This is a genomic window from Streptomyces sp. NPDC001889, from assembly GCF_053594535.1.
The window spans coordinates 122,868-145,381 of record NZ_JBSFER010000018.1 but is presented as its reverse complement, the minus strand read 5'-3'; the positions used below and the strand labels follow the sequence as shown (position 1 = coordinate 145,381).

The 22,514-nt window shown below is 75.8% G+C and carries 10 protein-coding genes; all 10 read left to right on the top strand.

Annotated features, from left to right (window positions below; translation table 11 throughout):
* Positions 1-12 precede the first annotated feature (12 nt).
* The 10 genes from ACWCRA_RS22040 (at position 13) to ACWCRA_RS21995 (ending at position 22,475) form a co-directional block, all read left to right on the top strand.
* The gene (locus ACWCRA_RS22040) at positions 13-951 is read left to right on the top strand and encodes a thiamine pyrophosphate-dependent dehydrogenase E1 component subunit alpha (RefSeq protein ID WP_351553610.1); all 939 of its coding nucleotides are present in this window, start codon (positions 13-15) and stop codon (positions 949-951) included.
* A complete protein-coding gene (locus ACWCRA_RS22035) occupies positions 944-2,023 on the top strand; it encodes an alpha-ketoacid dehydrogenase subunit beta (protein WP_351553613.1) in 1,080 nt (359 codons plus the stop codon). The genes ACWCRA_RS22040 and ACWCRA_RS22035 overlap by 8 nt, the downstream gene beginning before the upstream one ends.
* Positions 2,020-3,210, top strand: a complete 1,191-nt coding sequence (locus tag ACWCRA_RS22030) for a 2-oxo acid dehydrogenase subunit E2 (RefSeq protein WP_451068389.1) — start codon at positions 2,020-2,022, stop codon at positions 3,208-3,210. Before ACWCRA_RS22035 ends, ACWCRA_RS22030 begins: the two co-directional genes overlap by 4 nt.
* Positions 3,207-4,982: a hypothetical protein gene (locus ACWCRA_RS22025; protein WP_451068388.1), complete on the top strand. Its 1,776-nt coding sequence runs from the start codon at positions 3,207-3,209 to the stop codon at positions 4,980-4,982. The genes ACWCRA_RS22030 and ACWCRA_RS22025 overlap by 4 nt, the downstream gene beginning before the upstream one ends.
* Before the next feature lie 108 nt (positions 4,983-5,090).
* Entirely contained in the window at positions 5,091-8,381 is a 3,291-nt protein-coding gene (locus ACWCRA_RS22020; protein ID WP_351553622.1) for a non-ribosomal peptide synthetase, read from the top strand.
* Complete coding sequence (locus ACWCRA_RS22015; protein WP_451068387.1) at positions 8,371-13,032, top strand: SDR family NAD(P)-dependent oxidoreductase; 4,662 nt, start codon at positions 8,371-8,373, stop codon at positions 13,030-13,032. Before ACWCRA_RS22020 ends, ACWCRA_RS22015 begins: the two co-directional genes overlap by 11 nt.
* Positions 13,033-13,099: 67 nt before the next feature.
* Complete coding sequence (locus tag ACWCRA_RS22010; protein ID WP_351553627.1) at positions 13,100-16,342, top strand: non-ribosomal peptide synthetase; 3,243 nt, start codon at positions 13,100-13,102, stop codon at positions 16,340-16,342.
* Positions 16,339-19,659 (top strand): amino acid adenylation domain-containing protein, encoded by a 3,321-nt coding sequence (locus ACWCRA_RS22005; protein WP_451068386.1) that lies wholly within the window; start codon positions 16,339-16,341, stop codon positions 19,657-19,659. The genes ACWCRA_RS22010 and ACWCRA_RS22005 overlap by 4 nt, the downstream gene beginning before the upstream one ends.
* 19 nt (positions 19,660-19,678) lie before the next feature.
* Positions 19,679-21,493 (top strand): condensation domain-containing protein, encoded by a 1,815-nt coding sequence (locus ACWCRA_RS22000; RefSeq protein WP_451068385.1) that lies wholly within the window; start codon positions 19,679-19,681, stop codon positions 21,491-21,493.
* Positions 21,494-21,536: 43 nt separating this feature from the next.
* Complete coding sequence (locus ACWCRA_RS21995) at positions 21,537-22,475, top strand: class I SAM-dependent methyltransferase (RefSeq protein ID WP_451068384.1); 939 nt, start codon at positions 21,537-21,539, stop codon at positions 22,473-22,475.
* The last annotated feature ends 39 nt before the right edge of the window (positions 22,476-22,514 follow it).

The following is a 22,514-nucleotide window of genomic DNA, read 5'->3' as shown; positions in this document are numbered from 1 at the left end:
GGAGGGAGCACGATGACCGCGCCGACCCCGGCGAAGGCACCGCCGCGAGGACCCCTGTCGCCCCTGGACGACCGGGACCTGGACACCCTGCTGCTCATCCGGCACTTCGAGAACGCGCTGCTCGACCTCTTCGCCGAGGGGAAGCTGCACGGCACCGTGCACACCTGTCTGGGCCAGGAGTACATCCCCGTGGCCCTGCGGCCCCTGCTGGACGACGACTTCATCCTGAGCAACCACCGCGGCCACGGCCACTACCTGGCCCGCTACGACGACCCGCGGGGGCTGCTGGCGGAGATCATGGGCCGGGAGGGAGCCGTCTGCCGGGGGGTCGGCGGCAGCCAGCACGTCCATCGCGACCGCTTTCTCTCCACCGGGGTCCAGGGCGAGAGCCCGGCCGTCGGCTGCGGGCTCGCCCTGCACGCCAAACGCGCCGGGCAGGGCCGGATCGTGGTGGTCTACATCGGCGACGGCACCTGGGGCGAGGGAGCCGTGTACGAGGCGCTCAACATGGCCGCCCTGTGGCGGCTGCCGCTGCTGCTCGTGGTCGAGAACAACGGGATCGCCCAGTCCACCCCCACGGAACACCAGCTGGCGGGCACCATCGGCGCGCGGGCCGCCGCCTTCGGCATCGCCCATCTGCGGCTGGAGTCCCTCGACATCAACGAGATCCGCCGGGTCCTCGACGCCCCGCTCGCCCGGGTCCGCGCGGAGCGGCTGCCGCTGGTGGTGGAGTTCGTCACCCACCGGCTCGGCCCGCACAGCAAGGGCGACGACTCCCGGCCCCCCGACGCGGTCGAGCGGGCGCGGGCACACGACTGGTACCGCCTGTACCCGCGTGTGGCACCCGCGCAGTTCGCGCTGCGCGACACCCTCGCCCGCTCGCTGGTGGAGGGTGTGGTCCGGGAGGTCGGCGCCCGCCCGCCGGCTGTCTGGAGGAACGACCATGAGTAGCGCGGCCCCGGTCCCGGCCGTGACCGGAACCCACCCGGCCCCCGGCACCGCACCGGCGCGCACCGGTGCTCCCCGGGTCGCGGACAACCTCAACGAGGCGCTCCGCGCCCGCTTCGCGACCGATCCCCGGCTCCACCTGCTGGGCGAGGACATCGCCGACCCCTACGGCGGCGCCTTCAAGATCACCAGAGGTCTCTCCGGCGCCCACCCCGACCGGGTGCTTCCGGCACCGCTGAGCGAGGGCGCCATCGTCGGGGTGGCCGCCGGACTCGCGCTGGCCGGCGATGCCGCCATCGCCGAGATCATGTTCAGCGACTTCACCACGCTCTGCTTCGACCAACTGGTGAACTTCGCCAGCAAGTCCGTCTCGATGTACGGACGGCGCATTCCGATGCGGCTGCTGGTGCGCTGCCCCGTGGGAGGCAACCGCGGCTACGGCCCCACCCACAGCCAGAGCCCGCAGAAGCACTTCATCGGAGTGCCCCATCTCTCGCTGTTCGAGCTGTCGCCGTTCCACGACAACCACACCGTGCTCGACCGGATCATGGAGCCGGCGGAGCCCTCGGTCCTCTTCGAGGACAAGTCGCTCTACACCCGGCGGATGGTCGCCCCGGGCATGGTCGACGACCTCTTCGACCACCAGCCGCTGGAGGGCCCGGGCGACTGGGCGCGGATCGGGGTCGCGGGCGAGGAGACGTACGACTGTCTGCTGATCGCCCCCGGCGGTATGGCCCACCGCTGTCTGGGCGCCATGCGCGAACTGCTCCTGGAGGACGAGATCAGCTGCCGGCTCCTGGTGCCCTCCCGGCTCTACCCGCTCGGAACGGGCCCGCTGCTCGCCGAGTTCACCGACGGGGCGCCCGTGGTCGTCGCGGAGGAGGGTGTCGCGGGCGGCACCTGGGGGACCGAGGTGGCGGCCGTGCTCCACGACCGGCTCTGGCGGCGGCTGTCCGCTCCGGTACGGCTGGTCTCCTCGCGCCCCAGCGTCATCCCCGCCGCCCCGCATCTGGAGCGGGAGGTGCTGGTGCAGCAGGACACCATCCGCGACGCCGTGAGGAGGGCCGTGCGGTGACCGGCATCCGGATACCCAGGTTCAACAGCAACGACGAGAGCTATGTCCTGGTCGAGTGGCTCGCCGAGGACGGCGGGCGGGTGGCCGAGGGCGAACCCGTCGCCGTGATCGAGACCTCCAAGGCCACCGTCGAACTCGACAGCCCCGCCGACGGGGTGGTGCAGCACGGGCTCCCGGAGCACACCGAGTGCGCCGTCGGCGACGTGGTGGCCGTGCTCCACCCCGACGAGGCCGCCCACCGGGCGGCACGGGACCGGCCCCCGGCTCCCGCCGCCCCGGACGTCCCGGCCGGACCCGCGCTCACCCGGGGCGCCCGGGAACTGGCGGCCGAGCACGGCATCGGCGCCGCCGAACTCGCCGCGACCGGCAGGAAGCTCCTCAAGCGCGCCGACATCGAGCGACTGCTCGCCGCGAGGGCCCCCGCCCCCGCCCCGGCCGCCCCCGCCGGGACCTCCCGTACCCCCGGAGGCACGCTCCGGCCGCTCTCCGCCGCCCAGCGCGCCGTCGCCGCCACCGTCAGCGCGTCCCACCGCACGGTTCCCACCGCCTATGTCGCCGTCCGGGCCCGCGTCGACCGGGCGCTGGAGCGCGCGGCCGGAGCAGGCCGGACCCACGGCGCGCTCATCGGGCTGCCGGAACTCCTCATCGCCGCCGTGGCCTCGCTGCGGGAACGGTTCCCGTACTGCTTCGCGACGCTCGTGGACGACACCACCGTGGAGCTCCACGACACGGCGGCGGTGGGCGTCACCATCGACACCGGCGACGGTCTGTACGTGGCCGCCGTGCACCGGGCCGAGACCCTGGACTGCGTCGGCATCGCCCGGCTGCTCATGGAGTTCCGGCTGCGCTCGCTCCGCCGGGACTTCCGCGCGGAGGACCTCGCGGGCAGCAATGTCGTGGTCTCGCTCCACAACGACCCCGGCGTGGTGCTCGCCCGGCCCATCGTCTTCCCCGGGCACAGCTGCGCCGTGGTCCTGCCGGGTGTCCAGGAGGAGGTCTTCCTCGACGCGGCCGGCGCCCCGGCCGTCCGGAGGACCGTGCAGCTCGGGCTCTCCTACGACCACCGGGTGCTCAACGGACGGGAGGCGACCCGGTTCCTCCTCGCGCTCAGGGAGCTGCTGGAGGCCCCCGAGGCGCTGCTGCCGGCCGGCCCCGGCCCGGCCGCCGGGGAGGTGCGGGCCCGATGACCGCCCTCCGCGACGGGACACCGGCCGGGACCCGGCGGGCGTGGCAGCGCCGGGACCCCGCCGCCGGCACCCCGCTGAGGATCGCCCTGCTGTCGAGCTTCACCGTCGATCCGCTCCTGCCCCACCTCGGCCTGCCGCTGCACGAGGCGGGCCTCGCGCCCGAGTTCCTGGTCGGGCCCTTCAACCAGATCGCCCAGGAGTGCCTGCGGCCGGACAGCGCCACCGCGCGCTTCGCTCCGGACGTGCTGCTGGTGGCGGTCCGTCCCGAGGACCGGCCCGCCGCGGGTGACGGCGACCCCGAGGGCGCCCCCGGCCGGCTCGCCACCCTGGCCCTGGACGCCGCCCGGCGCTGGGGAGCCCTGCTCCTGTGGGTGCTGCCGGCGCTGCCCGAGGAGCGCCCGCACGGCGCGGGCGACGCGGGCGACCCGCTGGGCGCGGTGGCCCGCGCCACCGCGCCGCGCGAGGCGGTCCGCGCCCGGCTGGCACGGGAGCCGGGCGCCCGCGTGGTCGACCTGGAGGAAGCGGTACGCGCGGTGGGCGCCCGTCACGCCCATCACGCGGCCCTCCTCGCCTTCGCCCGCATCCCCTACACCGAGGAGACGTTCAGCGCGCTGGGGGGCGCGGCCGCCCGGGTGCTGCTCGCCCGGTACGGGCAGGGCTGCCAGGGCGTCCTGATCGACCTCGACACCCTGCTGCCCGGGCCGGGAACCGGTGGCGATGGCGGTGACGGCGACAGCGGAGCCGGGGCCGGGCAGCCGGACGGCGCGGACGAGGGCGCCGCGCTCGCCGGACTCCTGGAGCGGCTCCCCCCGTACCGGCCGGTCGCCTTCCGCACCGACGGCACCGCGGACAGCGCCTGGGGCGCCGTCGCCGAGCGGGCCCCCCGCCTCGCCCGGGTGCCCGCCCGCTGGCTCGGCGGCGCCCCGGCCGCCGACCACCTCGCCCGCTTCGCCGCCGACACCGGCCTGCCGCCCGGCCGCATCGCCGTCCTCGCGGGGCAGTCCGGCGACGGGGGCGGCGCACGGTGGCCCGCCGGGACCCTCCTGGTGGACCGGGGCCCCGAGGCCGGACCGCCCTGGCCCGCCCTGGCCGCGACCGGGGTCCTCGACCACGTGCCACCGGTCACCTCGGCCCCCGGGCCGCCGCCCGGCACCGCACCCGGACCGACCCCGGCCGCGCCACCCTCACCCGGTCTCGACGACTTCCTGCGCGGGCTCGGTGTCACCGCCCGTGTCGACCGGATCGACAGCGGACCCGCCCACCCCGAGCACGAGGTCGCCGACCGGGCCCACGACTTCACCCTCGCCCTCGACCCCGCCCCCGGCCAGTACCTCCGCGCCGCCGGCCGCTCCCTGCTCTCCGCCCGGGTCCGCGACCGCCACGGCGACTACGGCACGTCGGCGGTGATCGGGGTGCGCGAGAGCGGCCCCGTGTGGGTGGTGGAGCTGTTCTCGCTCTCCTGCGTGGTCATGGGCAAGGGAGTGGAGGACATCCTCCTGGACGACCTCGCCGAACGGGCCGCCGCGGGCGGCGCCCGGGCCCTGGAGTTCCACTACCGCGACACCGGACGGAACCGGCCCGCGCTCGACTTCCTGCGCCGTGCGGCCGGCCCCCGGCCCGGCCGGGACGGACACCCGCTGGAGATCCGCGCCGTACCCGAGGGGCCCGGCCGCACCGGACCCGCCGTGCCCGAGGGGCCCGGCCGCACCGGACCCGTCGCACCCGAGGGGCCCGGCCGCACCGGACCCGCCGTACCCGAGGGGCCCGGCTGAGCCGGACCCCCCGCCCCGCACCTCCGCACCACCCACGACCCCCGGCCGGCGCGCACGGCCGCATCACGCCGAACCGCTCGGCCAGCGAGCGGACCTCAGGAGGCACGCATGACCGACGGCCCGGTGCCCGGAAGCGCGGGCACCCCCGAGCGCGAACCCGCGTCCGCGGAACAGCGGGGCCTGCTGCTGGTGGAGGAACTCCACCCCGGCACCCCCGCGTACAACATCCCGGCCGTCTTCCGGATGCTCGGCGAACTGGACGTGCCGGCCCTGGAGTACGCCATCGGCGAGCTGATCGCCCGGCACGAGTCGCTGCGCACCACCTTCGTGTGGGACGACGGCACCCTCCACCAGCGCATCGCGCCGCCCGGCGCCCCCGGCAGCCGGGCCGTGCCCCTCTCCGCCACGGCCGGCGACCACGACGGCCTGGACCCCGCCGGTTTCGCCGCCGCCGAGGCCACCCGTCCGATCGACCCGTACACCGGTCCGCCGCTGCGCGCCCGGCTGCTGCGCGGCCCCTCCGCCCGTGAGCACACCCTGTCCCTGGTCTTCCACCACGCCGTGGTGGACGGCTGGTCCCTGCGGCTGCTGCTCGCCGAACTGTCCGCGCTCTACACCGCGCGGACCACGGACACGGCGCCCCCGCCGCCCGGACCGGGCCGCTACCGCGACTACGCCGCCCACCAGCGCGGCGACGCCTGGGCGAAGGACCGGAGCGCGGCACTCGACCACTGGCGCCGCGCCCTGGCCGACCCGCCCGCACCGGTCGAACTGCCCGCCGACCGCCCCCGTCCCGCGATCCAGGACCTCTCCGGAGCCGTCCTCCACCGCACCCTGGACACCGGTCTCGGCGCCGCCGTCCGCGCCCGCGCCACCGGCCTGGGCACCACCCCCTACGTGGTGCTGCTCACCGCCTGGTGCGTCCTCGCCGGCCGTCTCGGCGGCGCGACCGATCTGCTGGTCGGCTCCCCGTTCGCCGGGCGCGCCAGGCCCGAGGACGAGCAGGTCGCGGGCTGCTTCGTGAACACCCTGGCGCTCCGCGCCGACCTCTCGGGCGACCCCGGCTTCGCCGAGCTGACCGGCAGGCTCAGGGCCACCGTCCTCGGCGCCTTCGACCACCACCGGCTGCCCTTCGACCGGCTGGTGGGCGAACTCGTACGGGAACACGACCCCGGCCGGCCCCCGCTCGTCCAGACCACCTTCGGAGTGGAACGCGCCGGCGCCGGCCTCGACCTGCCCGGACTGACCGTCCACGAGGAGTTCGCGCACAACGGCTGTGCCAAGTTCGACCTCTCCCTCCTCGTCGTGGAGAGCGGCGGACGGTTCACCGTACGGGCCGAGTACGCGACCGCCCTGTACGACCCGGCGACCGTGGAGCGGCTGGTCGACCACTATCTGACCCTCCTCGCGGCGGCCCTGCGCGCCCCGGACACCCCCATCGGCGCGCTGCCGCTGACGACCCCCGAGGAGACCGCGCGGCTCATCGCCCTCGGACGGGGCCCCGACGCCGGCGACAGCGGGGACCGGTGCGTGGACGAGATCTTCACCGCCCTGGCGCGCCGCGCCCCCGGCGCCATCGCCCTGGTGCACGGAGACGAGGAGATCACCTATCGCCGGCTCGACCGCCGCTCCAACGCCCTCGCCCGGGTGCTGCGCGAGCACGGAGTGACCACCGAGACCCCGGTCGGTGTCCTCCTGGACCGCACACCGGACCTCATCACCGCCCTGCTGGCGATCTGGAAGGCCGGGGGCGCCTATGTGCCCCTGGACCCGGACCACCCCGACGACCGGCTGCGCCTCATCGCCGACGACACCGCGCTGCCCCTGCTGATCACCGACCGCGACGGTGTCGCCGAACGGCTCGGACGGCCGGTACGGGTCCTGCGCGCCGGCGGCGGGAGGGCGGAGGCCGGACACGGACCCCCGCCCGCGCCCGGCCGCACCCCCCGCAGCCTCGCCTATGTGATCCACACCTCCGGCTCCACCGGCCGCCCCAAGGGCGCCCTGCTGGAGCACGCGGGGCTCGCCAACCTGATCGCGGCGCAGCGCCTGGCCCTGGGGGACCTCTCCCGGGCCAGGGTGCTCCAGTTCTCCCGTCCCACCTTCGACGCCTCGGTGTGGGAGATCGTGATGGCCCTGGGGCACGGCGGTGCGCTCCGTCTGCCCGCCGACGGCGCGCCGCTCTCCGGCGGCGCGCTCGCGGACGAGCTGCGCCGGGGACGCGTCACCCACGCGACCGTGCCGCCCTCGGTGCTGGCCTCGCTGCCCCCCGGCGCGGACCCGGGGGCGGTCACCCTGATCTCGGCGGGGGAGGAGCTGCCGGCGAGGCTCGCGGCCCGGCTCGCCGCCCGGGGGCCGCTGTTCAACGGGTACGGGCCCACGGAGGCCACGGTCGCCGCGTCCCTGGGCGAGATCCGCGGCACCCCCCGCAGACCCGCCATCGGCACCCCGGTCGGCAACGCGGAGGCCCTCGTCCTGGACGCCGCCCTGCGGCCGGTGCCCCCCGGCGTCACCGGCGAACTGCACATCGGCGGCGCCGGGCTGGCCCGGGGATATCTGGGCCGCCCGGGGCTGACCGCCGAGCGGTTCATCCCCCACCCCTGGGCCGCCCGTCCCGGGCAGCGCCTCTACCGCACCGGCGACCTCGCGCGGCTGCTCCCCGACGGGCGGCTGGAGTTCCTCGGCCGGGTCGACCGCCAGGTGAAGATCCGGGGCTTCCGGATCGAACCGGGCGAGGTGGAGGAGGCACTGAGGCTCCACCCGGACGTGGCCAACGCCGTCGTCACGGTCTCCCGGGACGACCACCCCGCGCCGGACGGCCGCCACGAGCGGGACGGGCAGCCCCCCGAGCGGGAGCGGCGGCTGATCGCCCATGCCGCGCCCCTCCCCGGCCGGGTGCTCCGGCCGGACTCCCTGGCCGCCTTTCTGCGGACCCGGCTGCCCGCGTACATGGTCCCCGCCGTCTTTGTGATCATGGACGCGATCCCGGTGAACTCCTCCGGCAAGGCCGACCACACCGCCCTGCCCCAGCCCGGCAGGGAACGCCCCGACACCGGCCACGCGTACATCGCCCCCGCCGACGACACCGAGCGCGACCTGGTCCGGATGTGGAGCGAGATCCTCGGCCTCGACCGGGTCGGCGTCACGGACAGCTTTCTCGCGCTGGGCGGCAGCTCCCTGGAGATGGTCCGGCTGCGCGACCGCATCCAGCAGGACCGCCGGATCAGGGTCCCCATGGCCGAACTCTTCCGCGCGCACAACATCCGGCTGCTCGCCGCCCATCTCGCCGAGCGGGAGGGCGAACCCGTCCCCCCGGCGCCGTCCGACCTCTCCGACCAGCGCCGCGCGCGGGCCGCACGGCTGAGCGCCCGAACCGGAAGGACCCGCCGTGACCACTGAGCAGACCGCCGACGACCAACTCCTCGACATCGCCGTCGTGGGCCTCGACTGCCGCTTCCCCGGCGCCCGCGACCCGCGCGAGTACTGGCGCCTGATCAAGGACGGGACCGTCGCGATCTCCCGCTTCGACCGCGCGGAGCTGACCGCGCGCGGCGTGCCCGCCTCCGTCCTGGACCATCCGCACCATGTGCCCGCGGGCGGGATCGTCGAAGGGGCCGAGGAGTTCGACTTCGCCTTCTTCGGACTCTCGCCCGGCGAGGCCGCCCTGATCGACCCCCAGCAGCGGATGTTCCTGGAGTGCGCCTGGCGCGCCCTGGAGGACGCCGGCCACGACCCCGCCGTCTTCCCCGGCGCCATCGGCGTGCTCGCCGGACAGACCATCAGCACCCATCTCCCCTCCGGCCTCGGCGAACTGCTCACCAACCCGATGGATGTCTTCCAGCGGATGTCCTCCAACGAGAAGGACTTCCTGCCGACCCGGGTCTCCCACCGGCTGGGGCTGACCGGCCCCAGCATCAACGTCCAGACCGCCTGCTCCACCTCGCTCGTCGCCATCCATCTCGCCGCCCAGAGCCTGCTGGGCCACGAGTGCGACATGGCCGTCGCCGGCGGGGTGTCCTGGACCTCCCTGCGGCCCCAGGGGTATCTGCACCAGCCCGGCGGCATCATGTCGCCCGACGGCGTCTGCCGCCCCTTCGACCGGGACGCGGCGGGCTTCGTCCCCGCCGACGGCATCGGGGTGGTGGTGCTGCGCCGGCTCGGCGACGCCCTCGCGTCCGGCGACCGGATCTACGCCGTGCTGAAGGGCAGCGCCGTCAACAACGACGGCGCGGCGAAGGTCGGTTACACCGCACCGGGCGCGGAGGGGCAGCGCCGGGTGGTGTCCCAGGCGCTGAGCAACGCGGGAGTCCACCCCGACACCGTCGGCTATGTCGAGACCCACGGGACCGCCACCCGCCTCGGCGACCCCGTCGAGATCTCCGCGCTCACCCACGCCTACCGCGCGATGGGCGCCACCGGCACCGGCACCTGTGCCATCGGCTCGGTCAAGGCCGCCATCGGCCACACCGATGTCGCCGCCGGGGTCGCCGGATTCATCAAGGCGGTCCTCGCCCTCCACCACGGGCACCTCCCGCCGGCCGTCCGTCCGGAGCGCGTCAACGAGGAACTCGGCCTGGACGGCAGCCCCTTCCGGCTGAGCGGGGAGGGGTCCCAGTGGAAGACCGGGGAACACCCCCGGCGGGCGGCCGTCAGCTCCTTCGGCATCGGCGGCACCAACGCCCACGCCGTCCTGGAGGAGGCCCCGCACCGCCGGAGCGACGGGACCCGCCGCCGCTGGCATCTGCTCACCCTCTCCGCCCGGGACGCCGATTCGCTCACCCCGCTGGCGACCTCCGCGGGCGCCCTTCTCACCGAGGCCGTCGACAGCGGCCAGGACACCGCGCTCGCCGACACCTGCCACTCCCTGGCCGGGCGCCAGGGCATGCGCCACCGGACGGCGGTCGTCCACCGCGACGGGCACACCGCCGCCCGGAGCCTGCTGGACCACCCCCGCTCCGGCGGATTCCTCGCCGGCGACGCCGAACAGGACCGCCCCGAGGAGACCGTGTTCCTCTTCCCCGGCGGTGGCGCCCACCACGCCGGCATGGGCCGGGGCCTGTACGCCGACGAACCGCTCTTCCGGGACACCGTCGACCGCTGCCTCGCGCTGCCCTGGGACCCGGATCTGCGCCGCCGGGTGCGCGAGGCCATGTACCCGCCCCAGGGGGCCGGACAGGGGGCGCCCGGCGCGCCGGACGCGCTGGCGGACCCCGCGGTCGGGCTGCCCGCGCTCCTCATCACCGAGGTCGCCGCGGGCGAACTCCTCGCCGCCCGGGGCGTGCGCCCCACCACGGTGCTCGGCCACAGCCTCGGCGAGTACGCCGCCGCCTACTTCGCGGGAGTGCTCACCCTGGAGGACGCGCTCGCCGTCGTGGTCAAACGGGGCGAGATCCTGGCCGGGATCGAGGGCGGGGCGATGCTGAGCGTGGCCGCGTCCGAGGAGTCCGTACGCCCCTTCCTCACCGGCCGGCTCTCGCTCTCCGCGGTCAACGGACCCCGGCTGTGCGTCATCGCCGGACCCCGCCGGGAGATCGAGGCGGCCCGGGAACGGCTCGCCGCCACGGGCACCGACAGCCATCTCCTCGCCATCGCCACCGCGGCCCACTCACCGCTGGTGGAGGCGGCGCTGCCCGAGTTCCGCTCCTTCATGGGCGCGATCCCGCTGCGCCCGCCCACCCTGCGGATGATCTCCAATGTGACCGGAGGGGCGGTCGGCGACGAGGTCACCGACCCCGAGTACTGGGTCACCCATCTGAGGAGCACGGTCCGTTTCGCGGAAGGGCTGGACTCCCTGGGCGACGGCAGGCTCGCGCTGATCGAAGCGGGCCCCGGGACCGCGCTGACCACCATCGCCCGCGCCCACCCTCTCGCGGCCCGCGCCACGATCACCAACACCCTGCGCCACCCGCGCGACCCCAGCGAGGACAGCGAGGTCTTCCTGCGGGCGCTGGGACGGCTGTGGGTGGCCGGAGCCGAGGTGGACCGGACCGGCCTGTACGCGGGGGAGCGCCGGTGGCGGATGCCCGCGGCCCGCTACCCCTTCCGCAGGGACCTCTGCCGCCCGGCCGGCTCCGCTCCCGAGCCCCGCCCCGCCGTGCCGGTGTCCCCAGGACCCACCCGTCCCGTCCCGGCGCTCTACGGGGCCGGCTGGCGCCGCCGCGTCGACCCGCCCGCCGCCGCCGGCCGTGTCCGGGACCGGCGCTGGCTCATCCTCTCCGACGGCTCCCCGCTCGCGGACGAACTCGTCACGGTGCTCCGGGAACACGGGGTCAACCCGGCCGTGGCCCGGCCGGGGAGCGCCTTCCGGCAGGCCGGCACCTCCTCCTTCGTCCTGGACCCCGATGACCGCTCCCACTGCCGGCGGCTGCTGGCCGCGCTGGCGGAACCGGCCCCGGGCGCGCGGGAGAACACCCCGCTGAGGGTCGTCGACCTCCGGCCGCTGGCCCCAGGGCCCGCCGGGCCGGGGGCGGCCGGCGCGGCAGGCGCGGCAGGCTCCGGGACGGACCGGTCAGAGGCCGCTGCCGGGGAGCCCGCCGGGGCCGCCGCCCCCGGCCTGGCCGGTCTGCTGGCTCTCGCGCACGCCGCCGGCCACACCACCGCCACCGCCCTCGAACTGTGTCTGGTCACCCGGGGCGCGTTCGATGTCACCGGAGCGGAGCGGCTGACCCCCCGGGCGGCCTGCGCCGCCGGGGCCGCCCTGGCCCTGCCCGTCGAACTTCCCCATGTGCGGCTGCGGGTGGCCGACCTGGACCACGCCGAGACCGGCACCGGTGCCGGTCCCGCGAGCCTGCGCCGCGCCGCCCGCATGCTGGTGGCCGAGACCGTGCCCGCCCCGGGCACCGACCCGGTGGCCGGATACCGGGGCGGCCACCGCTGGCAGCGCCGCTTCCAGCGGCTGGAACCGGTGGCGGGTGCCGCGCCGCTGCGGGCGGGCGGGGTGTACGCCATCACCGGAGGCCTCGGCGGAGTGGGCCGCGAGGTCGCCGCCCACCTCGCCGCCGAGTACGGCGCCCGGCTGGTCCTGATCGGCCGCACGGCCGAGGAGTCCGACGCCCCCGACCTGCTGGTGCGGCGAGGGGATGTCCGCGACCGCGAACGCCTCACGGCGATCCTCCGGGAGACCGCGGACCGCTTCGGCGCGCTCCACGGAGTGATCCACGCCGCCGGGTCACCGGGCGGCGGCATGGCGCAGTTCGTCGACCCCGCCACCCTCGGGGAGGCGCTCGGCGCGAAGGTCGACGGCGCCCACGCGCTCACCGACGCCCTCCTCCGGACCGGCCTCACCCCGGACTTCGTCGCCCTGTTCTCCTCCCTGGGCTCGCTGAGCGGCTCGGCCGGCCTGGCCCCCTACTCCGCCGCGAACGCCTTCCTCGACTCCTACGCCGTCCTGGCCTCCCGCGAACTCGGGCTTCCGGTCGTGGCGCTCAACTGGGACCGCTGGGAGGGCACCGGGATGGCCAGGGAGGCCGAACGGGCCCACCGCGAACTCACCTCCCACGACCTGGGCCCGGCCATGGACCCGGCCGACGCGGTCCGCGCGTTCGTCGACGCGCTCGGCCACGCCCACGCCGGACAGCTCGCGGTCGCCACGATTCACCCCGACGACCTCCTCGACGGCCCGGGCGAGCCGCCCGCCGCGCCGGCCCCCGTCCCCGCCTCCACCGTGCCCGTGCCCGTGTCCGAGTCCGCCTCCGTCGCGCCCCCCGCCGGTGCGGGAGCCGGGGAAGAGCGGCATCCGGCCGCCCGCCGCCCCGGGCTCACCACCGACCGTCTCGCCCCCCGCGACGACCGGGAGCGGGAGGTCCTGGCCATGTGGGAGGCCGCCCTCGGCATCAGCGGCCTCGGGGTCCGGGACAACTTCTTCGAACTGGGCGGCCACTCCCTGATGGCGATGCGCATCGCCCAGCGCTTCAACGACCGCTTCGGCACGGCCGCCACCGCCCAGACGCTCTTCCTCCATCCCACGGTGGAGGGGCTGACCCTGCTGCTCGGCACCGGCGCGACCGGGACCGGCGCACCCGGCCCGGACCCCGGAGGCGCCCGTGGCTGACACCGGGCGCCACTCCGCACGACACCGCCCATCACCCACCGGCACCCACCCGGAGAGAGAGATCAGCGTGCCCCAGCACCCCGCCCCCGGCCTCCCCCACGACGCCCCCGGCGACGCCCGTGCCGACGCCGCCCTCGCGCAGGCCCTGGAATCCGTGTTCGGCACGGGAGCGGCCGACGACACCAGCACCTTCGCGGAGCTGGGCGGCGACTCCCTGCGCGCCGTGCGCGTGCTCTCCGCCTGCTGGCGGACGCTCGGGACCGAGCTGCCCATCCAGGCGCTGAAACCGGCCACCAGGATGGGCGACTTCCGGGAGCTGCTGCGCAAGGCCGTGGCGGAGACGGGCGGCCGGGCCCCGGCGGAGGCCGGCCGCCCGCCGGGAGCGCCGGCCCCCCGGCCCGGCGACCCGGTCCGTCTCCCGCCCGCGCTGGAGAGCCTGTACTCCCTCCACACCGCCGACCCCGGCAACCCCGCCTACAACGTCCCGCTGACCCTGAGCTTCTCCGGCGCCCCCGACCCGGAACGGCTGCGCGCGGCCCTCGCCGACGTCGTCGCCCGCCACGGAGCACTGCGCACGGTCTTCACCTCCGGTGCGGACGGCCCCGTGGGCACACGGACCGAGCAACCGCCGGAGTGGGAGAGCGTCGACCTCTCCCCGCTCCGCGGAGCCGCTCTGGACGCCCGGGTCGAGCGGGAGATCGACGCGGCGGCGCTCGCCCCCTTCGATCTCGCGCGCACCCCCCTGCGCGCCCGGCTGCTGCGGCTCTCGCCGGACCGCTCCCTGCTCGTGCTCGTCCTCCACCACCTGGTCTGCGACGCGTGGTCGCTGCGGCTGATCACCGCCGATCTGCTGACCGCCTGTGCCGAGGGCCCCGGCACCGCGCCCCGCCCACCCGCTCCGGACGCCCTCGACGTGGCGGCCTGGGAGCGCGCGGAACTCGGCCGGGAGCGCCGGGAGCGGCTCGCCGCCCACTGGCGCGGCGCGCTGGCCGGACTCCCCGCCGTGCTGGAGCTGCCCACCGACCGGCCCCGGCCCGCGACCCGCTCCTTCCGCGGCGACCGGATTCCGGTCACGGTCGACCGGGCCACCACCGGCGCCCTGCGCGCCCTGGCGCGGCGGCGGAACGTCACCCTGTTCACCGTGCTCGCCGCGGCCTGCGCGCTCACCCTGCGCCGCCACACCGGACAGGACGACTTCGTGCTGGGCTTCCCCGTCGCGGGCCGCACCCGCCCCGAGTTCGACCAGGTGGCCGGATATCTCACCAAGACCGTGCCGCTCGCCGTCCGGCTCTCCGGCCGGCCGACGCTCTCCGCGCTCCTCACCGGCCTGCACGAGGAGATCGACCGGGCGCGGGAGCACGCCCTGCTCCCCCTGGAGGCCATCGCCGAGGCAGCGGGCGTCCCACGGGAGCCGGGCGTACCGACGCTGATCCAGTGCGCCCTGGTGCTGTTCTCCGGTGACAGCCTTCCCGCGCCGCCCCCGGGTCTGGACGTCGAGATCGCCGAACGCTCCACCGGTACGGCGAAGTTCGACCTCAACTGGTATCTCGACGAGAGCGACGGGGGGCTGAGCGGCTATGCCGAGTACGCCACCGATCTCTTCGACCGGGCCACCGTCGAACGGCTCCACGGCCACTTCGCCCATGCCCTCACCGCCCTGGCCGCCGCCGATCCGGAGACCCCCGCCACCGCCGTGCCCGTGCTCACCCCCGCCGAACGGGCGCTGCTGCTCGACCAGGAGGGCCGGGCGGAGCACGAGGACGGCGCCTGGGAACCCGTCCACCTCATGTTCGAACGCCGGGCCGCGGCGCATCCGGAGCACGACGCGCTCTGGTGCGACGGCGAGCGCGTCACGTACGGAGAGCTGGACGCGCGGGCCGGGGCGCTCGCCCGGGAGCTGCGGCGGCGGGGCATCGGCGCCGAGTCCGTCGTCGGCATCCACATCGCCCGCTCCCCGGACCAGATGGCGGCGCTGCTCGGCGTCCTCAAGGCGGGTGCCGCCTATCTGCCGCTCGATCCCGCCTATCCGGTGGAGCGGCTGACCGCCATGGTGGGCGACGCGGGACCCGCCGCCGTGGTGACCTCCGGACCCGCCGGCACGAAACCGCTGGACGCCGTCCTCGGCGCCACCCCGCTGATCGACCTGAACCGACTTCCGGCCGGGGCAGCGGAACCGCAGGGGCCGCCGGCCCGCGCCACCGAACCGGACGGGCTCGCCTATGTCATCTACACCTCGGGCACCACCGGCCGCCCCAAGGGCGTGCAGATCACCCACCGGGCCCTCGCCAAGGTCATCGCCTGCTCCGTGGAGGACTTCGGGCTCGGCCCGGGCAGCCGGGTCCTCCAGGTCGTCTCGTTCAACTTCGACGCCTCGGTGTGGGAGATCTTCATGGCGCTCTCCTCGGGCGCGACCCTCTGCCTGGGGCCGCCCGATGTCGCCCGCGCCGAGCAGGGCATCGAGGAGGTGATCCGCGCCTCGGGGGCGACCGTGGTCTATCTGCCGCCCGCCCTGCTGTCGCTGGTCGACCCGGCGGCCGTGCCCAGCGTCCGGATCGCGATCACCGGCGGCGATCTGGTGACCGGTGATCTCCGTGAGCGCTGGACGGGACGGTGCCGCTTCTTCGTCGCCTACGGCCCCACCGAGGGGACGATCGTCCAGACCTGGCAGGAGCACGATGAGCGCTTCAGCGCCGCCCTGCCCATCGGGGTGCCCTTCGACGGGGTGCGGCTCTATGTCCTCGACCGCGAACTCGAACCCGTGCCCCCCGGTGCCGTCGGCGAGGTCCACATCGGCGGCACCGCCGTCTCCCGGGGCTATCTCAACCGCCCCGGGACGACCGCCGGACACTATCTCCCCGATCCGCACAGCCCGCTGCCCGGCGCCAGGATGTACCGCACCGGCGACCATGTGCGCAGGCTCCCCGGCGGTGAACTCACCTTCGTGGGACGCCGGGACCACCAGGTCAAGGTGCGCGGCTACCGCATCGAGCCGGCCGAGGTCGAGGCCGCCCTGCTGCGGCTGGACGCCGTCGGCGCCGCGGTCGTCCAGGCCGAGCCGGGCCCCCAGGGGCGCGCCCGGCTCGTCGCGTACGTGGTCGCCCCCGGGCTCCGGGCCGGCTTCGAGCGCGAGGTGAGAGAGGCACTGGCGGCCACCCTCCCCGGCCATATGGTCCCCACCCGCGTCCACCGGGTGCCCACCGTCCCCCTGACCGTCAACGGAAAGGTCGACCGCGCGGCGCTCACCGCGCTCGCGGACATCGACGGCGACCTGCTGGAACAACTGCTGGAACAGGTGGAGAACACCCCATGAGCCCACAGGAAACGGCCCCGGCACCGGCCCCCGGCGAGGCCGCGATCGAGGACATCGGCCCCCTGACCTCCCTCCAGAGCGGCATGCTCTTCCACTGCCTCAAGGCCGCGCGGCCGGGGCCCTACCTGGAGCAGTTCGTGTTCCGCTGCGCCCGCACCGGCCCGGGCACCGGCCCCGTGGTGGACGGCCGGGCCCTGGGCGCCGCCTGGCGCTCCGTCCTGGCCAGGCACTCCGTCCTGCGGACCGGGTTCGTCTGGGAGGAGGTGGACGAACCCCTCCAGGTCACCCTCTCGCACGCGGAGGTGCCGGTCACGGAGACCTCCCTCGCCGGGCTCCCGCCGAGGGAGGCCGAGCGCCGTGTCGAGGAGTATCTGCGGGCCGACCGGGCCGAGGGCCTGGACATCACCCGGCCGCCCCTGATGCGCATCGCCCTGCTCCACGCCTCCGACGCCACCCATCTGATCTGGACGGTCCACCATCTGGTGCTGGACGGCTGGACCATGCCCCGCCTGCTCGCCGAGGCAGGGCGCGCCTACCGGGAGGGCCCGGACAGCGCGCGGGAACGGGAGCCCGCACCACCGTTCCGCGACTACGCCGACTGGCTGGCGCGCCAGGACACCCCGGCCGCCGAGCGGTTCTGGCGCGAGAGCCTCGGCCGCCGGACACCCCCCGCCCGGCTGGTGCTGCGCCCCGGGCCGCCGGGCGAGCGGCGCGGCCGGGTCGAGGGCGGCACCGCTCTCCACGAACTGCCCCCCGCCGTCGGCGCCGCCGCCCGCGCGGCGGCCCGCCGGGCCAGGGTCAGCCTCAGCACCTGGTTCCAGGCCGCCTGGGCGATGACCCTCTCCCAGGCGGCCCCCGGCCCACCGCAGCTGTTCGGCGTCACGGTCGCCCTGCGGCCCGCCGGGCTGCCGGGCGCACAGGAGATCACGGGCCCCTGTGTGAACACCGTGCCCCGGCGGGTGGACGCCGGCGGCGCCGAGTCCGTGCGCGACTGGCTCGCCACGATCCAGCGGCAGCAGAACGCCACCCTGCCCCACCAGCACCTCGGTCTCGCCGACATCCAGCGGCTGTGCGCGACCGAGCCGGAACAGCCGCTCTTCGAGAGCATCGTCGCCTTCGAGAACTACCCGCACCACGGCAGCCTGCTCGATCTCGGCCCTGGGACGGAGTCGACGCTGTGGAAGTACACCGAGGACACCGGCTATCCGCTGACCCTGGTGGTCCTCCCGGCGGACGGCGAGATCCGGCTCCAGCTCTTCCACGACACCGGCCGGTTCGCCCCGGAGGCCGTCCGCACCCTGCTGGGCCGGCTGGAGGCCGCCGTGGGCGCGATGGCCGACGGCCTGGACAGACCGGTGCGCGAGGTCCGGGCCGCCACCGCCGCGCCCGCCGTCGCCCACGGCCGCCCGCCGGCCGGTGACCGCGAGGACGACGGGGCATCCGACGGGTCCGGCGGCCGGGACGGTGACAGCCCGCGGGCCGTCACCCGGCTCCCGCTGCACCGGATCGTGGCGCGGCAGGCCGCCCGCACCCCGGACGCCATCGCCGTCGACGACCACGGCACGCTCCTCGACTACGCCGCGCTCGACGACCGGTCCGGCCGGCTCGCCGCGGAACTCGTCCGGCACGGCGCGGGACCGGACCGTGTCGTCGCGCTGCTCCTGACCCGCTCGGCCACGGCCCTGGTGAGCATCCTCGCCGTTCTCCGGGCGGGCTGCGCCTATCTCGCCCTCGACCCGGACCACCCCGACGAACGGCTGCGGTTCCTGCTGGCGGACTCCGGGGCACGGGTGCTGCTGACCGAGGAGGCCACCCACCACCGGGCACCGGGCACGGAACCGGTCCGGCTGCGCGCGGACCGCGAACCGCCCGCCGCCACCCCGCCCGACGCCGCCGTCGGACCGGACCACCTCTGCTATGTCACCTACACCTCCGGCTCGACCGGGCGCCCCAAGGCCGTGGCGATGCCGCACGGCCCGGTCGTGAACATGCTCGCCTGGGAACTCGCCCACGGCACGGTGCCCGCCCCCGCCCGCACCCTCGCCCAGGTCTCCTTCACCTTCGACGTCTCCGCCCAGGAGATCTTCACCACCTGGGCGGGCGGAGGCACCCTGGTCCTCGCCGGGGACGAGGACCGCCGCGACTTCGAACGCCTGCTGCGGCTCGCCCGCGACCAGGGCATCCAGCGCTGGTATCTCTCCCCGACCGCCCTGGAGCAGATCGCCCTTGCCGCCGATCGGCTCGGCATCACCCTGCCCGAGTTGCGGGAGGTCATGGTCGCCGGGGAGCCCCTCCGGATCAGCGACCCGGTGCGGGCCCTGCTCGCCGGCGCCCGGCACGGCGCGCGCCTGGAGAACCAGTACGGCTCATCCGAGGTGCAGGTCGTCAGCAGCCACCGGCTGACCGGCGACCCGGCGCTCCTGGCCGACCGCCCGCCCGTCGGGAAGGCCGTCGACGCGGTCAGCCTCCATGTCCTCGGCCCCGACGGCCGCCCGGTGCCGTACGGAGTCGCCGGCACCGTCCACATCGGCGGCGCCGCCCTGCCCCGCGGCTACCTCGGACGCCCCGCCACCACGGCGGAACGGTTCGTGCCCGACCCCTTCGCCACGGTCCCCGGCAGCCGGCTGTACGACACCGGCGACCAGGGCGTCCTCTCCTGGGACGGCACCCTGGAGTGCCTGGGCCGCACCGACGACCAGGTCAAGATCCGCGGCTACCGGATCGAACCGGGCGAGGTGCGCACCGCCCTGCGCGCCCTGCCCGGGGTGCGGGACGCCGCCGTGGTCATCAGGGAGATCCAGGGCGACCACCGGCTCATCGGCCATGTCGTCCACGACACGCCGGACGGCGGCGCCTGGGCCGAGCACGAACGGCGGCTGACCGCCGGACTGCGCGCGGTGCTCCCGCCCGCGTTCGTGCCCTGGCGCGTGGTCCGGGTCGACCGCATCCCGCTGACACCGAGCGGCAAGGTCGACCGGCGCGCCCTGCCCGATCCCGAGCCGGCGGCCCGCCCCGCCTCCGCACCCGGTCACGCCACCCGGCCCGCCGCCGCGCTCATGGACCGGCTGTGGACCTCGGTGCTCGGCACCGCCCCGGCAGGCCCCGATGACGACTTCCTGGCGCTCGGCGGCGACTCCCTGCTCGCCATCCGGCTCACCAGCCGGGTCCGGGGCGCGTTCGGCGTGGCGCTCGGCGTCGGCACCCTGCTCGCGGTCCGCACCCCCGGGGCGCTGCTCGCCGCCGTGGAGGAGCAGCTCGGCGGCGCCGGGGCCGCCGACCGCGCCGCCCGCCGCGCCGGACCCCCGGCCACCCCCTGACCACCGCAGAGAGGCACCCATGTCCACAGCGAACTACGCCGAACGGCTGGCCCGGCTCACCCCCGCCCAGAAACAGCGGCTGGAACGGCTGCTGGAGCAGCGCCGCCGCACCCGGGAGGCCGGAGCGGAGCGGGACCGGCCCGCCACCGCCACCGAGGAGGCCCTGGCCCGGATCTGGGGAGAGCTGCTCGGAGTCGACGACCCGGGGCTCCACGACAACTTCTACGAACTCGGCGGGGACTCGATCATCGGGATGCAGATCGCCGCCCGCGCCACCGCCGAGGGCATCCCCGTCTCACCCCAGCAGGTGCTGGAGGCCCAGACCGTCGCCGGTCTCGCCGAGCTGTCCCGCGGCGCCGCGGACGCGGCGCCGCAGGACGGCGAGACCGAGGGCGAGGCGGTCGGCGAGGTCCTGCTCACCCCCATCCAGCAGTGGTTCTTCGAACAGGACATCCCCGACTCCCACCACTGGGACCAGACCCTCCACATCGCCCTGCGGCAGCCCGTGCGGGCCGCGCTCCTGCGCCGCGCCCTCGCCCGCGTCGCCGCCCACCACGACGTCCTGCGCAGCCGGTTCCAGCGCACCGCCACCGGCTGGCGGCACTGGGTGGACGCCCACGCCCCCGACCCCGTGCTCTCCCGCGTGGATCTCACCGGACTGCCGGGGCCGCAGCGCGCCGAACGGGTCCGGCGCGCGGTCGCCGACGCCCAGCGCGACATCGACCTCGGCCGCGGCCCCCTGCTGACCGCGGTGCTCTGCGAGGGCGGCGCGGGCCCCGGGGACACCGGCGCGAACGGGGACTTCCTGGTGCTGATCGCCCACCACCTGGTCGTCGACGGCATCTCCCTGAGGGTCCTCACCGACGACCTGGACCAGGTGTACCGGCGGCTGGAGCGCGGCGAGGACCCCCGGCCCCCGGCCCGTACCACCTCCTTCCGGAAGTGGTCCCGGCTGCTGCGCGAGTGGGCCGCCGACGAGCGGATCACCGGTCAGCTCCCGTACTGGACCGGGGTCCCGGACGCCCGCGCCACCGAGGTGCCCCTCACGGGCCCGGGGGCGGCGCACGAGGGCGGCGCGGAGCCGTCGAACACCGTCGGGCGCAGCGCCGTCGTCACCACCCGGCTGGACCGGGAACTCACCGCGACCCTGCTGCGGCAGGTGCCCGCCCGCGGCACCCAGCCCCACCATCTGCTGCTGGCCGCGCTGCTCTCCGCCTGGCCGCGCACCCCCGGCACGGAGGGCCTCCAGCTCGATCTGGAGGCCCACGGGCGCGAGGTCGTCGCCGGGACGGCCAATGTCTCCCGTACCGTCGGCTGGTTCACCGCCATCCACCCGGTCCGCTTCCCGCTCCCCGCGCCGGACCGGCCCGGGGACGCCGTCGACGCGGTCACCCGGACCCTGGCCGAGGTGCCGGACAACGGTCTCGGCTACGGACTGCTGCGCTATCTGGGAGGGCCCGGCGGGGCCGCGCTGGCCCGGCTGCCGCAGTCCCGGGTCAGCTTCAACTACCTGGGCCGCTTCGAACGCGGCTCGGGCGCCGGAACCGGCGAGATCCTGGGCAATCCGGTCCAGGCCCCCGGCGTCCTGCAGAGCGCCGACGCCCCCCGCCGGTATCTGCTCGACATCGTGGTGACCGCCATGGACCGCGAGCTGACCGCCGAGTTCGTGTTCGCCCGGGATCTGCTCCCCGAGGACGAGGTGCGCCGGCTCGCCGACCACTGGGAGAAGCGGCTGCGGGAACTGGTGGGGCTGCTCACCGGCGCCGCCGGCGGTCTCGACGACCGCCAGTTGTCGGCCGTCCGGCGGCGGATGGGCCTCGGCCCCACCGCCTGAACCGCGCCCCGCCGGAGAAACCCCCTGGGAAGGAGCAGCAGCAGTGGAACAGCTCGGCGCACCACCTCTCGCGGCGGCCCTGGAGAACAGGCCCGCCCTCACCCGCCTCACCGAACGGGTGCTCGCCCACTGGCCCGACCACCTCGCCCACACGGAGGAGCGGTTCCGCGGACTCGACCGCGCCCATCTGGACTTCTGCGAACGCGTCAGCCGGAACATCGCCGCCATCGCCGGGCACGATCCCGACCGGTACGCCCGGAACTACCGCTGGACCTGCGACCGGATGCTGGAGGAGGAGTACCGCTTCCATCTGACCGGGGAGTACCGCTACACCTCCTTCGCCGAGGTCCGCGCCGGCATCGCACTCGAAACCGGCTACATGACCCGGTACACCGACGGCCTGCTGCTCTCCCAGATCTACTGGGTCAACCAGACCCGGGCGCTCCAGACCTATGTCGAGCGCTTCCTCCCCGGGCTCCGCCCCGGGAACACCCTGCTGGAGGTCGGCCCCGGGCACGGACTCCTCCTCGCGCTCGCCGCCGAGCGCCCCGGCGTCCGGGTCACCGGCTGGGACGTGAGCGCCAGCAGCCTGGCGAACACCGCGGACGCCCTGGAGCGCATGGGGGTGCGCACCGCCCGCCTGGAGCACCGCAACCTCCACGACCCCGGCACGGCGGAGAGCTTCGACGCCGTCGTCGCCAGCGAGCTGCTGGAGCACGTCGACGAGCCGGACGAGGCGGTGCGCCGGCTGCGCGGACTGACCCGCCCCGGCGGCCGGCTCTTCATCAACATCCCGGTGAACAGCCCCGCACCGGACCACATCAACCTCTGGCGCACCCCCGAGGAGGTCCACGCGTACCTCCGCGACGGCGGTCTGAGGATTCTCGGCGCCGAGGTGTTCCCCATGACCGGATACACCGAGCGGGAGGCCCGCGACAACCGGGCCACCCTCTCCTGCGCGCTGGTCTGCGAACCGGCGTGACCCCGAAGCCGCCCACCCGGCGGCCCATCTGGAGAAGAG

What these genes read in the sequence shown, in the direction of transcription:
- ACWCRA_RS22000 (WP_451068385.1), top strand. Translation starts at nt 19,679, where the DNA reads ATGTCCACAGCGAACTACGCCGAACGGCTGGCCCGGCTCACCCCCGCC.
- ACWCRA_RS22025 (WP_451068388.1), top strand. Translation starts at nt 3,207, where the DNA reads ATGACCGCCCTCCGCGACGGGACACCGGCCGGGACCCGGCGGGCGTGG.
- ACWCRA_RS22020 (WP_351553622.1), top strand. Translation starts at nt 5,091, where the DNA reads ATGACCGACGGCCCGGTGCCCGGAAGCGCGGGCACCCCCGAGCGCGAA.
- ACWCRA_RS22040 (WP_351553610.1), top strand. Translation starts at nt 13, where the DNA reads ATGACCGCGCCGACCCCGGCGAAGGCACCGCCGCGAGGACCCCTGTCG.
- ACWCRA_RS22035 (WP_351553613.1), top strand. Translation starts at nt 944, where the DNA reads ATGAGTAGCGCGGCCCCGGTCCCGGCCGTGACCGGAACCCACCCGGCC.
- ACWCRA_RS22005 (WP_451068386.1), top strand. Translation starts at nt 16,339, where the DNA reads ATGAGCCCACAGGAAACGGCCCCGGCACCGGCCCCCGGCGAGGCCGCG.